Below are 12,953 nucleotides of genomic sequence, written 5' to 3' on the forward strand. Positions count from 1 at the left end.
TCAGAACGCCGATATCAGTCAATTTTCATTCGCATGTGAAGGCATCATATTCCACCTGCAAACACGAAACACGGAGACGAAAAATGACCAAGATCGCAATACTCGGCGCCAATGGCCGGCTTGGCCGCATGGTTGGCAAGGCCTTCATCGACGCCGGCTTCGACGTCCGCGCCGTCACCCGCACCGGCAAGGTCCCGGCCGAACTCAACGGCGCCACGTCCGTCGCCGGCGACGCCATGGACCGCCAGTCTTTGATCCGCGCCACCGAGGGCGTCGGCATCGTCTTCAATGGCCTCAACCCGATCTACACCGACTGGGGCAAATGCCTGCCGATGGCCGAAAACGTCATGGCCGCCTGCCATGCCAATGGCGCGCTGCATCTCTTTCCCGGCACGGTCTACAATTACGGCTCGCCGATGCCGCATTTGGTCACCGAGGACACGCCGTTCCGCCCGACCACCGAAAAGGGCCGCATCCGCTGCGCCATGGAAGCGCTGTTTCGCGCAGAGGCCGATGCCGGCCATGTCCGCACCATCATTTTGCGGGCCGGCGATTTCTTCGGCGGCACCGGCAGCGGGTCATGGTTCGACCTCGTCGTCGCCGCCAAGATGAACAAGGGCGTCTATACCGCGCCCGGCCCGGCCAACCTCGTGCATGAATGGGCCTATCTGCCGGACTTCGCCGTCGGCTTTGTCGGGCTGGCGCGCAACCTCGACAAGCTCGGCTTCTACGAAGCGCTCAATTTCCCCAGCCACGCCGTCACCGACATGGATATCAAGGCCGCGGCCGAGAAGGCACTGGGCCATCCGCTGAAGCTGACCTTCATGCCCTGGTGGGTGCTGCGCGCCGGCAGCCCGTTCGTGGCGATGTGGCGCGAGATCGTCTCGATGTCCTACCTGCGCTTCGAACCGCACCGGCTCGTGTCCGACCGGCTGGAAGACATCATCGGCGAGGTCCCGCACACGCCGCTGGACGAGGCCGTGGCCGAGGCCTTGAAGGACATCGGCATCAACCCCGATCGTGAAAAAGACGCGGCGTAGACAGACCCCATCAGCCCTGGACCAATCGCTGGAAACGAGGAACCGGATGGTCTTTATAAGGTGATTGTTTATAACGGTCGGCGAGATCACAATCACCAAGGGGAGACGATGCGTTACATACGTCCGCTTTCAATCGAAGATGCCGTTGGCGTGCTGGCCGGCGCTTCCGGCCCATCAGCCATTCTTGCCGGAGGCAGCGACCTTCTGGTGAGGATGAAGGGTGGGTTTGTCGAACCCGACCTGATCGTCGACATCAAGGCAATCGAGGGCTTGAGCGATATCAGGGAAACAGCCGATGGCTTCAGCATCGGCGCCGCCGTCCCCTGCGCGGTGCTGGGAGAAAGCTCAGGGCTGAAGAAGGCCTGGCCTGGCGTCGTCGAAGCGGCGAAGCTGATCGGTTCGAAGCAGGTGCAGGGACGCTGCACCATCGTTGGCAATCTGTGCAACGCCTCGCCGGCCGCCGACAGCGTCCCGGCTTTGGTGGCCGCCGGCGCCAAGGCAGTGGTTGCCGGCCCCTCCGGTAAGCGTACCATTGCCGTGGAGGCCGTGCCGATCGGGCCTGGAAAGACATCGCTCACCAAGGGCGAGATCATCGAGGCTATCCTGCTCGACAAGCGGGCGCCGCGTTCGGGCGACGCCTATCTGCGCTTCATTCCGCGCACCGAGATGGACATCGCGGTGGTCAGCGCCGGCGTGAACCTGACGCTCGACGAACATGGCGTCATCACAGCGGCCCGCGTCGCGCTGGGCGCTGCGGCGCCCACCGTGCTTCTGGTGGAAGAGGCAGCCGAGGCTCTCATCGGCAGGAAGCTGGATGAGGCAGCCTTTGAGCGGCTCGCCAAGGTCTGTTCGGGGGCCTGCCGGCCCATCGACGACAAGCGGGGCACCATCGAGTTCAGACGAAAAGTTGCGGGCGTGCTGGCCAGACGGGCCGCCACGACCGCCTACGCACGTGCAGGAGGCAAATGATGGCCGGTGTAGCAGTTTCAACGACAATCAACGGCGATCACGTCGAGTACCTTTGCCAACCCGACGAGACGTTGCTCGACGTCCTGCGCGACCGGCTCGGGCTGACCGGCGCCAAGGAAGGTTGCGGCACCGGCGACTGCGGCGCCTGCAGCATCATCCTCGACGACCGGCTGGTCTGCTCGTGCCTGGTGCTCGGCGCGGAAGCCGAGGGCCGAATTGTCGAGACCGTCGAGGGCATGGCGCATGGCGACAAGCTGCATACGTTGCAGGAGAAATTCCTTGAACACGCGGCGCTGCAATGCGGCATCTGCACGCCGGGCTTCCTGATCGCGGCCAAGGACCTTCTGGCCAAGAATCCAGATCCGACGGAAGAAGAAATCCGCTTCGGCCTCGCCGGCAACCTCTGCCGCTGCACCGGCTACGACAAGATCGTGCGCGCGGTCCAGGACGCGGCCAACGTGATGAAGGGAGCGTAAGCCATGAATTTCGATCCACGCTTTTCGGGCCGCAAATTCTCATCCGTCGGCACGCGGCCCATCCGCCCCGACGGCGTCGACAAGGTGACGGGCCGTGCGCGCTATGGCGCCGACTTCAACATGGCGGGACAACTGGTCGGGCGCGTGCTGCGCAGCCCGCACGCCCATGCGAAGATCCTGAAGATCGACACCTCCAAGGCTGAAAAGCTGGCCGGCGTGAAGGCGGTGATCACCGCCGCCGATCTGCCCGACCTCACCGATGGCGATGCCGCCATGTACGACGTCCTCGACAACTGCATGGCGCGCACCAAGGCGCTCTATGACGGCCATGCCGTGGCCGCGGTCGCCGCCGTCGATGCCCGCACGGCGCGGCAGGCGCTGAAGCTGATCGTGGTCGACTACGAGCTTTTGCCGCATGTCACCGATGTCGACGAGGCGATGAAGCACACCGCCCCCTTGATCAACGACACGGTCTTCACCGAGGGCCTCGAGGAAAAGCCGGTAAAGCCTTCGAACGTCACCAAGCGCAGCCAGTTCGGCCATGGCGATGTCCATCAGGGATTCGGCCACGCCGATGTCATCGTCGAGCGTTCGTTCAAGACCGAGCAGACCCATCAGGGCTATATCGAGCCGCATGCCTGCGTGGCGAGCGTCTCGTCCGACGGCACCGCGGACCTCTGGGTCTGCACGCAAGGCCATTTCGTCTATCGCCAGCACTGCGCGCAACTGCTCGGGCTGGAGGCCTCGAAACTGCGCGTCACCTCGTCGGAGATCGGCGGCGGCTTTGGCGGCAAGACCCATGTCTGGGCCGAGCCGGTGGCGCTGGCCCTGTCGCGCAAGGCCGGCCGCCCGGTAAAGCTGGTCATGACCCGCGACGAGGTGTTCCGCGCCTCGGGCCCGACCAGCGCCACCTCGATCGACGTGAAGATCGGCGCCCGCAAGGATGGCACCATCACTGCCGCCGAGGCGACGCTGCGCTACACCAGCGGTCCCTATGCCGGCACCTGGGCCGAGATCGGCGCCATGACGGCGTTTGCCTGCTACAAGCTCGATAACGTCAAGACCGTCGGCTACGAAGTGCTGGTCAACCGGCCGAAGACCGCCGCCTATCGCGCGCCCTCCGCACCGATGGCGGCGTTTGCCGTGGAAAGCGCTGTCGACGAACTGGCCAAGGAACTCGGCATGGATCCTGTCGAGTTCCGCATCAAAAACGCCGCGCAGGAAGGCACAAGGTCGTCCTATGGCCCCGTCTACGGCCCGATCGGCATCGGCCCGACGCTGGAAGCGGCCAAGCACCATCCGCACATGAAAGCGCCCTTGGCCAAGAACCAGGGCCGCGGCATGGCCTGTGGCTTCTGGTTCAATTTCGGCGGCCAGACCTGCGTTGACTTGAACATCGGTATGGATGGCTCGGTGTCGCTCGCCGTTGGCACCGTCGATGTCGGCGGTTCTCGCGCCTCGCTGTCGCTGGTGGCGGCGGAGGAGCTCGGCATCGATTATGCCCAGCTCAAGGCTGTCGTCGCCGACACGTCTTCCCTCGGTTACAACGACATGACGGACGGCAGCCGCGGCACCTTCTCCTCGTCGATGGCGACGATCTCGGCCGCCCGCAACGCGATAAAAATCCTGCGCGACCGCGCCGCACAGATGTGGGACATCCCCGTCGACGACGTGGTCTGGGAAAACGGCCATGCCATCGCCAAGGGCGAGAAGTACGGCAACCTGGCAGCCCTGTCGTTGAAGGAGATTGCAGCTGCTTCCGGCAAGACCGGCGGGCCGATCGCCGGCCACAGCGAACTCGTCGCCGACGGCGCCGGCGTCTCCTTCGCCACCCACATCTGCGATATCGAGGTCGATCCCGAGACGGGTGCCGCGCGCGTCGTGCGCTACACGGTGATCCAGGATGCCGGCAAGGCGGTGCACCCGACCTATGTCGAGGGTCAGTACCAGGGCGGTGCCGCGCAAGGCATCGGCTGGGCGCTCAACGAGGAGTATATCTACGGCAAGGACGGACGTCTGCAGAACGCCGGCTTCCTCGACTACCGCATCCCGGTCTGCTCGGACCTGCCGATGATCGACACGCAGATCCTCGAGATCCCCAACCCCAACCACCCCTATGGCGTGCGCGGCGTCGGCGAAACCTCGATCGTCCCGCCGCTGGCGGCAATCGGCAATGCGATGTCGAACGCTGCCGGCGTGCGCATGACGCATATTCCGATGTCACCGCCGAGGGTGCTTGCGGCGATCGAGGCGGAACGGGAAGGTTAGAGGGCCGAAAGGTGCAAAGCAGCTTTCGGCTCACGCTGCGATCGTATGGGGTCATCCCTGATGGTTGAAGTCACCCTCTGGGGTGCGCTGGGCCAGCTCGCCGGCGGCCAGAGCAAGGTCGAGGTCGAGGCCAAGGACATAAGGGAGCTGTTCAGGAAACTGGCTGAACAGTATCCCGGCATAGAGCCCTGGATCGAGAAGGGCATCGCGGTGGCGATCGATGGGACGATCTATCGCGATACGTGGAGCAAAGAGCTGCCGCAGGGGGCGGAGATTTTTCTGCTGCCGAGGCTGGCTGGGGGCTGAGGGGGGCAAGCGGCCGCTGCCACTGCTTAGCATTGAGGTCTCGGATGTCGTGAATTGAGCCGGTAGCGGACCGGCAGCTTAGACTGCGTATCAGTCATTCGGAGAAGCATGGGATCAGTCCGGCTGGCGGATGGATTTCGGCCTGCGGCGCGACCAGAAGCGCATGGGCCACTAGAGTTACTGCGATGCGACCTCGACCGGACAGTCGGCGCTTTCCCACGCTGGAACGCCACCGTTCAGCAGGTAGACGCGCCTGTAACCCCATCGGACCGCCTTCGCGGCGGCGATGGCCGAGATTTCGCAGTACCCGCTGTTGCAATAAAAGACGATCTCGTCGTCCGGGCGCGCAACCTTCAAGAGCTCTTCCCTCGACAGCTGGGTAACGACCGAGAGATTGACCGCCCGCGGGACATGCCCGCTGGCATAGCCGGCCTCCGGTCGCACATCGATGAAGCGAACCCCGCGGTCGAAGAGCGCGCCGGCTGTCAGCACGTTGATTCTGTCCGCGCCCCTGACCGTGAATTGACCGACCTCCCCTCTCGTTACCAAGTCCATATAGTTGCCGAGACGCAGGTCCGTCCCGGCGCCCTCCGGTACGCCTGCCCGCCGCAATCCGTCAGCCAGCCTGTCGATGGCCGAACGGTCATAGCCGAACAGGTTGCCTTGCCAGTTCCACTGTGCCTCCTGCACAGTCATCGGATCCCTCCCGGCCGCAATTGCCAGGCCGTTGTAGCGGGTCACGGCACGGCTCACGCCCTCGTCGACGCCGAGTTGGCCGAGGCTCGCTACCAGCGTGATGTAGTCGCCCGTCGTCGCCGCGCCTTGCGCGGCAATGCGATCGACCGTACCGACCGCCTCCTGATATTTGCCCTGCTGGAACAGGGCGGCCGACAAGAGTCGTAGCGCGGCCGGCGCGAACTTTGGGTCGAGCGCAATGGCCCGGCGCAGCACCAGTTCCGCTTCGGCAGGCCGCCCGCCCGCATTGAGAATCGATGCTTCGCCCATGAGCACGTCAGGGTCGTAGGGCGCTTGCTCCCTCGCCTTCGAGATGAGACCGAAGGCGGCATCAGGATGTCCCGCAACAAGCGCCTGCTCGGCCGCCACCGCGTAAGCGAGCGGGGTTGGCTGTCTGAGCGCCTTGGCAAGGTTCAGTCGCATGCTGAAGTGGGCGCGGTCGAGCTCTATGCCGTCGACAGTGCTCCAGTTGGACAGGATGATCTTCTGCTGCGCGGCGGCCACCGCCGCATAGGCGCGGCTGTATCCGGGATCGTATCTAGCCGCCTGTTCGAAGTAGGCGATCGCCTTGAGCGTGTCTTCCTGAGTTTCGAGGTGGAGGCGCTCCAGCCCGAGCAGAAGCGCGTCATGCGCCTGTGGGTTCGCGGTCTCGACGAGCCCACCGCCATCACCGTCCGCCCGGCCGACGATGGCGGCGGGCCTGGAGCTCAGCGGCCAAACGACGGTTGCGGCGAGAAGGAAAGCGAACGCGCCAGCAGCGACAGCGGCCAGGGTCGGCCTGGGTAACGCACGAGGGGCGCGACTCTCGCTGCTGTCGGACGGCAAGTTTTCGTTTGGCTTGAGCACGAGCCGATAGCCGCGTTTGCGGACCGTCTTAAGCACGGTGTGCCCCTCGTCACGGATGGCATACCGGATCTCATGGATGCATTGCACGAGGCTGTCGTCGGTGACGGCGATGCCGGGCCAGATCGCCGCTGCGAGTTCCTCTTTCGTGACGAGTTTGTCGGCGTTGCGGCTCAGATGGCGCAACACCGCGAAACACTGCCTGCGCAGTCCGACAGTCGTGCCCGACGCGTCGGTCAGCAATTCGTTGTCGAGATCGACGGTGACCCCGTTGATGGCGAATGCGATGCTGTTCTCCATCCGGCGCGCCCCTGCGCAGATGCCGTTTCCGCGCTCTTCGCCAGCAGAAGTTAGCACACGCGCGCTGCCTTGGGGATCGGCATTCAGTGCCGTTTGGGCCTGTTGCCGGCTGATTTCGGCAAAATTTCGGGAAGCCTTCGTGACCGAATGGGCCTTGGGCGCCAACATCGGCAAAGGCTGGCGCCGTTCCGCTGTCGTGAAAAAGAGAAAGGATAGGTCATGTTCGCAACCCGTTGCTACTTGCCATCCGTTGCCGGTATCGCGCTGGGCACCGCAGTCGCGATGCTTTCTGTTGCCGCGGCGCTGGCCGATCCGCTGCCGTCCTGGAACGAGGGGCCGGCCAAGGCGGCGATCGTCGCCTTCGTCGAGCGGGTTGCGACCGAAGGCTCCTCCGATTTCGTGCCGGTCGAAGAGCGTATTGCTGTATTTGACAATGACGGCACCCTTTGGGTGGAGCAGCCGGTGCCTGCCCAGGTAGCGTTCGAACTCGCTTGTGTCTCGGCCAACCTGTGGAAGCATCCAGATTGGGATACGACGCAGCCGTTCAAAGCGGCCATGGAAGGAGATACAAGGTATCTCGCGGGTATCGGCGAGCGCGGCTTTGCCGAGATTCTAGTCGCGTCCCATGAAGGGTGGGCCACCGACGACTACCAGACCGCTCTCATGAGCTGGATGGCCGACACGCGCGATGCCCGCTTTCGTCGACGATCGACCGACCTCGTCTACCAGCCGATGCTGGAGGTCATCGACTACTTCAGAAGGAACCGGTTCGAGATCTACATCGTCTCCGGAAACAGCGCCGATTTCATGCGCCCTTGGGTGGCATCCGTTTATGGCATTCAGCCTGATCATGTCATCGGCTCCACGATCAGGACGAAATACGAGCTCATCAGCGGCAGACCTCAGCTGACGCGGCTACCCGAGATGAGCAGGATCGGCGACGGTGCTGGTCGTCCGGCTGGCATCTACGAGAGCGTTGGTCGCCGCCCCATCGCCGCCTTCGCCAACGCCGACATCGATTTCGAGATGCTGCAGTGGACGACGACGACGCCGGGTCCTCGGCTCGGCGTCGTCATCCACCATACCGATGCGCAACGCGAATACGCCTATGACCGCGAGACCGGTTTCGGCCTTCTCGACGCCGTGCTCGAAGCCGCGGGGCCGAATGGCTGGCTGGTTGTCGACATGAGGAAAGACTGGAAGTCAATCTTTCCATTCGAGACGCAGTAAGCTTGAGTGCCTGGCATATTAAAAGAACTCTCGGAACCCGCTCACTGCCAAGGAGAGCCATATGCGTATTTATCAGACAATGTTGTGGGCATTTCTCACGGCAACCTCGATTGGACCGGCGGCCGCCGGGAGCGCAACGCCTCTGGAGGTGATGGTAAACGGTGAGATCATTGCCGTCATGCCCGACGGTCGCATGGCAAAATCAACCATTATCGACGCTGCGAAGATGGATGAGCTAGAGAAGATCGCCAAGCCTATCCCCTGGTGCATGATGTTCATGCTGGGGTCCGACGGAAATGTCTATATGATTAACACCTCGGGACATGCGCCAATGGTCGAGTGCGAGAACATGGTGCAGTAGTTTGCCGCTTTCATGGCAGCTAGGCTCACCTTGGCTGCAGCTTAGGACATTAGCGGCCACTGCAGGAGTGGTAGGAGTCAGTACGACGGGCTCCGCCTACTCCGGCACGGCGGACCTCGCGATGGCGCGGCGGTGGCGTTGAGCTTGAATAAGCCGCCGTTCAGGAAACTTCGCGGCCATTTCGATCAACTAATCAATGTCCGTTTTGAGACCGTACCTCTACATGCGGAGCGGCTTCAGCCTACCAGGCATAGGCCCCCGGCGCTTCGCCTGGGCTTGGCCAAATCTTGTCCAGCCTCGTCAGCGTTTCATTCGAGAGGTTCAGTGAGGTTGCCTTCAAGTTCTCGCGGAGCTGCACCACCGCGCGGGGGCCGCTGATCACCGCGCTGACAATCGGATTGTGGAGCAACCACGCGAGGGCCACGAGGGCCGGCGCTTCGCCCAGTTCATTGCAGAGCGCTTCATAGGCTTCCAGTTGCGGGCGCAGTCCGGCAACCCGCGTTTGAAGCGGCGTCGACGAGCCGTGCCCCTGGGCTGCCCCGCGGAGCACTCCGCCGAGCAACCCAGAGCCGATCGGTCCGTAGGGGATGAGGCCCACCCCGTAGTGACGCAGCGCCGGAATCACCTCTAGCTCAATGGTGCGCTGCGCAAGGTTGTAGAGGCTCTGCTCGGAAGCCAGTCCAGCAGATTGCGCGACGCGGCCGTCCACTGGGCGGTGGCGATGTCCCAGCCGGCGAAGTTGCTGCTGCCCACGTAGGTGATCTTGCCCTCGCGTATCAGCTGCTCCATCGCCTGCCAGATTTCCTCCCACGGTGTGGCCCGGTCGACGTGATGCATCTGGTAGAGATCGATGTGATCGGTCTTCAGCCGTCGCAGGCTGGCTTCGCAGGCGCGTCGGATGTGATAGGCAGACAAGCGGCGATCGTTGGGACCGGGATCCATCGGCTGGTAGACCTTCGTCGCCAACACAATCCTGTTGCGCCGGCCGCCCTGCGCGAGCCAACGGCCGATGATCTCTTCGGAAGTGCCGTAGCCCTTCTCCATTTCCGGCGATTGCGGGCCGCCATAAACATCCGCCGTGTCGAAAAGATTGATACCGGCGTCGAGAGCTTCGTCCATGATGGTGACACTGTCCGACTCATCAATCTGCCAGCCGAATTCCATCGTGCCGAGGGCTATTCGGCTGACCTTGATGCCGGTCCGGCCTAGATGGGCGTAATCCATGGCGAACACCTTTGGTTTGTTTCAGGATAGCGACTTCTGCCCCGTGACTTTCGATGCATCCATGCCATGCGCAACCTGGCTGAATACTCCAGCTAGAACCGCCCATCTTGGCGCAAAGCCGCTGCAGCGTCTGCAGCAGCGATGTCCGCTTTTGGTGATGGACCGAACCGTATGAAGGACTGCCATGCAGGCGCCGCCGGCTACTTGCGCAAAGGAGTATCCCTTCAGCGAAGACGCTGGGAAATGGTGGCGACCCTCTTCGTAACAACCGCCGCGTGCAACCTCCGCCGTTATGGCACCGGCGGAACCAATCCCGGCTTTAAGTCGCCACCGAAAGGCTCGGCGACACGCCGGGGAACGGCCCGATCCTGGCCGGGCGATGCCCGGACTGGAAGAGGTTGCTGTGGAGGTTGGCGACCCACTGCTTGCCTTCGGTCGTCAGCTCCAGATAGCGGATCGCGTCGCCGATATAGGGCTCGACCTTCAGCGTGAAGAAATCGGTGAAGATGGCGCCGAGATCGGCTGCGGTCTTGCAGCCGAGCTTTTCCACCATCCCGGTCTCGGTAAACTCGGCAAACAGCGCCGGCAGCTTGCGGTGGTAGAAGGGATCAGCGAGCTGGCCGATAAGATCCGCGGCCCTGACCAGAGCCGGCTCGGTGTTGGTGGCCTGGTAGGCCGGATCGTCCGGTACAGGAAACCGCGTCATCTCGATCGCCGCGATAATGCGCTCCTCATTGACGAACTTCGAGGAACCAAAACGTTGGCGCGCATAGATCTTGGCGCGCTCGATATGATAGGGCGCAAGCACCGCGTCGGAGGCGCCGCGCGGTGGCGTATGGCGGTCGCCGGCCTCGTTGATGACGAAGCTGTCGTCGGTGTCGCCCGGGCATATGCCGTGCACCATGCCAATGTCGTGGACAAGCAGCGCGCAGGTATAATGCAGCCAGTCATCCGGGGTCAGGGATTCCGAAAGCAGCCGGCCGCGGATGATCTGCTGGCCGGCGAGCGTGACCATCAGCGTGTGCTCGATGTTGTGATAAAGCGCGTTCGAATTGCCAATGCGCTCCAGCACAAGGCGGGCCGCCCCGCCTATGTAGCTCGCATACTCCGAATTGCGATGCGAGAAATACTGGAGATAGAGTTCCGACAGATGGTCGCCGAGCCGGTCGGCCATGATGGAAATCGGATTGAGCATGACAATCGTTCCTGGCCAATTTAAGCACGACACGTCGCGTGCGGCAGCCATCCTAGCACGGTTCCGGCGTGGATTTTATCACAGCGTCGGTGATGCACATCGCGGCGACGGCAAGCATTTTTGCGCTTGCCTTGAAGCCATCCTATTCTGCAGGGTAGTCGCGGTTGTGGGCATAGAATGTCGGTACTGCCTTTCCTGAGAATTTACGCGCCGCTCAACGCGGTGCTGGCTGCGCCCGGGCTCCTGGCGGTGGCTGCGCTGACGACACCCAACATTTCCGGACGAAGCAGGCTGGCTCTGGTTGCCCTGCTCGCCGTCATTTGGGGCGCCTATCTTGTGCAGATGGTCGCGACGCTGCTCAGGCGCCGGGCGGGAGACCTTCACGACAGGACGCCGGCAATCGCCATCGATGTGCTCGCGGCCCTGGTTCCACTCGCGGCATTTCTGCTCGTCCGCACGCCCGACTGGAGCCTCTACTGTGCCGTCTGGCTGCTGAAACCGCTGCGCGACTCGACCTTCTTCCCGGTGCTGGGCAGGGTGCTGGCCAACGAGGCGCGCAACCTGATCGGTGTCACCACGCTGTTCGGCGTCGTTCTGTTCGGTGTCGCGCTGGCGGGTTATGTCATCGAGCGCGGCATCCAGCCGGAAAAGTTCGGCAGCATCCCCCAGGCCATGTGGTGGGCGGTGGTCACGCTGTCCACCACCGGCTATGGCGACGAAATTCCGCAAAGCTTCGCCGGCCGCGTCCTTGCCGGGGCGGTCATGATGAGTGGCATCGGCATCTTCGCGCTCTGGGCCGGCATTCTTGCCACGGGCTTCTATCAGGAAGTCCGTCGCGGCGAATTCGTCCGCAATTGGCAATTGGTCGCCGCCGTGCCGTTGTTTCAGAAGCTAGGCCCGGCCGTGCTGGTCGACATCGTGGCCGCGTTAAGAACGCGCACGGTGCCGGCGGGCGCCGTGATCTGCCGCGTTGGCGAGCCCGGTGACCGGATGTTCTTCGTCGTGGAGGGGCGCGTCACCGTCGCGACGCCGAACCCGGTGGAGCTCGGGCCTGGCGCCTTCTTCGGCGAGATGGCGCTGATCAGCGGCGAACCGCGTATGGCGACCGTCAGTGCAGCAACGGCGGTCTCGCTCCTGTCGCTGCACGCTGTGGATTTCCAGATGCTGTGCTCCAGCAGCCCGGAGATCGCGGACATCATCCGCAAGACCGCGCTCGAACGGCGCGGCGCGGCGCCGACGGCTTGACCTTCGGCTATTACCCCTAAGCCCCTAGCGTCGGCTCCGTATTCACCTCCAGCGCCTCTTCCGCCTCGTCCTCCTCACCCAGCACCTCGCCATGCACTCCCAGCGGCCTGCCGATCCAGATCGGGTCTACCAGGTGGTCGCGCTTGGGGTTGGTTGTGTTGGGGTGGATGAGGATGCTGAGACCGCCATGGTTCAGCATCAGCCACGGAACCAGCGAGGCGAAAATCTCGGTGGCGAAAGACACCTGATACATGGCCTGCTCGTGCGGGCCGACCGGCTCGTCGCGCCAGTTGCCCAGCCGCACGCGGAAACGTTCGCCGATGCGCAGGCGCAGCCATTCGGCGTGCTGCCGCTCGGCCTGCCCGTCATAGTAGATGTGGGCGTGGTAGCTGGCGATCTCGGCGAGAGGCCTTGGCGAGCTTGGGCTGGCGTTGTCTGCGTTCACCCTGGCGGCTCCCTCGATGATTGTCGTGTGGGCAGCGTATACGCAAGGACGCTGCCCGTCATCTGCGCTTGATTGCAGGGCAATCGTTTAAGGCGGCGCCGAGACGGAGCGGGGGAGCGCCATCCGCTACTGCGATAGCCCTAATCAAATTCTGCCCATCAGCACCAATATCAGCAGCACCACCAGCACGACGCCGGCTATGCCCGAAGGGCCGTAGCCCCAGGAGCGCGAGTGCGGCCAGGCCGGTACGGCGCCTATCAGGATCAGGATCAAAACAACGATGAGGATGGTGCTGACGGTCATGAAGAATCCCTCG

14 protein-coding genes are annotated in these 12,953 nt (G+C 63.4%); 8 read left to right on the forward strand and 6 right to left on the reverse strand.

Translation table 11 applies throughout. The features are described 5' to 3' along the window. Positions 1-83: 83 nt before the first annotated feature. The 5 genes from ACWGTI_RS06905 (at position 84) to ACWGTI_RS06925 (ending at position 5,059) form a co-directional block, all read left to right on the forward strand. Entirely contained in the window at positions 84-1,040 is a 957-nt protein-coding gene (locus ACWGTI_RS06905; RefSeq protein ID WP_454586367.1) for an SDR family oxidoreductase, read from the forward strand. Positions 1,041-1,148: 108 nt separating this feature from the next. Further along, positions 1,149-2,009: an FAD binding domain-containing protein gene (locus ACWGTI_RS06910; protein ID WP_454586368.1), complete on the forward strand. Its 861-nt coding sequence runs from the start codon at positions 1,149-1,151 to the stop codon at positions 2,007-2,009. Further along, positions 2,009-2,485 (forward strand): (2Fe-2S)-binding protein, encoded by a 477-nt coding sequence (locus tag ACWGTI_RS06915; RefSeq protein WP_454586369.1) that lies wholly within the window; start codon positions 2,009-2,011, stop codon positions 2,483-2,485. The genes ACWGTI_RS06910 and ACWGTI_RS06915 overlap by 1 nt, the downstream gene beginning before the upstream one ends. A 3-nt stretch (positions 2,486-2,488) precedes the next feature. Further along, on the forward strand, positions 2,489-4,753 hold the full coding sequence (locus ACWGTI_RS06920; RefSeq protein WP_454586370.1) for a xanthine dehydrogenase family protein molybdopterin-binding subunit: 2,265 nt from the start codon (positions 2,489-2,491) through the stop codon (positions 4,751-4,753). Between the two features lie 60 nt (positions 4,754-4,813). Beyond that, positions 4,814-5,059 (forward strand): MoaD/ThiS family protein, encoded by a 246-nt coding sequence (locus ACWGTI_RS06925; protein ID WP_023712829.1) that lies wholly within the window; start codon positions 4,814-4,816, stop codon positions 5,057-5,059. A gap of 177 nt (positions 5,060-5,236) precedes the next feature. On the opposite strand, the gene ACWGTI_RS06930 is transcribed toward ACWGTI_RS06925, so the two are convergent. Beyond that, complete coding sequence (locus tag ACWGTI_RS06930; RefSeq protein ID WP_454586371.1) at positions 5,237-7,105, reverse strand: rhodanese-like domain-containing protein; 1,869 nt, start codon at positions 7,103-7,105, stop codon at positions 5,237-5,239. A 51-nt stretch (positions 7,106-7,156) separates the two neighbouring features. Between ACWGTI_RS06930 and ACWGTI_RS06935 the strand changes: the two genes are divergently transcribed. Together ACWGTI_RS06935 and ACWGTI_RS06940 are read left to right on the forward strand one after the other, a co-directional pair. Next, positions 7,157-8,167: an HAD family hydrolase gene (locus tag ACWGTI_RS06935; protein ID WP_454586372.1), complete on the forward strand. Its 1,011-nt coding sequence runs from the start codon at positions 7,157-7,159 to the stop codon at positions 8,165-8,167. Between the two features lie 61 nt (positions 8,168-8,228). Beyond that, positions 8,229-8,528, forward strand: a complete 300-nt coding sequence (locus ACWGTI_RS06940) for a hypothetical protein (protein WP_454586373.1) — start codon at positions 8,229-8,231, stop codon at positions 8,526-8,528. A 241-nt stretch (positions 8,529-8,769) separates the two neighbouring features. Here the strand turns inward: ACWGTI_RS06940 and ACWGTI_RS06945 are convergent, their stop codons facing one another. The 3 genes from ACWGTI_RS06945 to ACWGTI_RS06955 all read right to left on the reverse strand — a co-directional run bounded on the left by ACWGTI_RS06945 (position 8,770) and on the right by ACWGTI_RS06955 (position 10,947). Beyond that, entirely contained in the window at positions 8,770-9,237 is a 468-nt protein-coding gene (locus ACWGTI_RS06945; protein WP_454586374.1) for an aldo/keto reductase, read from the reverse strand. Further along, positions 9,156-9,752 carry an aldo/keto reductase gene (locus tag ACWGTI_RS06950; RefSeq protein ID WP_454586375.1) on the reverse strand — a complete coding sequence of 199 codons (597 nt, stop codon included), beginning with the start codon at positions 9,750-9,752 and terminating at the stop codon, positions 9,156-9,158. The genes ACWGTI_RS06945 and ACWGTI_RS06950 overlap by 82 nt, the downstream gene beginning before the upstream one ends. 319 nt (positions 9,753-10,071) lie before the next feature. Next, the gene (locus ACWGTI_RS06955; RefSeq protein ID WP_454586376.1) at positions 10,072-10,947 is read right to left on the reverse strand and encodes a metal-dependent phosphohydrolase; all 876 of its coding nucleotides are present in this window, start codon (positions 10,945-10,947) and stop codon (positions 10,072-10,074) included. Positions 10,948-11,124: 177 nt separating this feature from the next. Here ACWGTI_RS06955 and ACWGTI_RS06960 point away from each other — a divergent pair, with 177 nt between their 5' ends. After that, positions 11,125-12,192: a cyclic nucleotide-gated potassium channel gene (locus ACWGTI_RS06960; protein ID WP_454586377.1), complete on the forward strand. Its 1,068-nt coding sequence runs from the start codon at positions 11,125-11,127 to the stop codon at positions 12,190-12,192. Between the two features lie 16 nt (positions 12,193-12,208). On the opposite strand, the gene ACWGTI_RS06965 is transcribed toward ACWGTI_RS06960, so the two are convergent. After that, complete coding sequence (locus ACWGTI_RS06965) at positions 12,209-12,637, reverse strand: DOPA 4,5-dioxygenase family protein (protein ID WP_454586378.1); 429 nt, start codon at positions 12,635-12,637, stop codon at positions 12,209-12,211. Between the two features lie 144 nt (positions 12,638-12,781). Further along, positions 12,782-12,940 (reverse strand): DUF3309 family protein, encoded by a 159-nt coding sequence (locus tag ACWGTI_RS06970; protein ID WP_454586379.1) that lies wholly within the window; start codon positions 12,938-12,940, stop codon positions 12,782-12,784. Positions 12,941-12,953: the final 13 nt, after the last annotated feature.

The organism is Mesorhizobium sp. ArgA1, assembly GCF_053714375.1.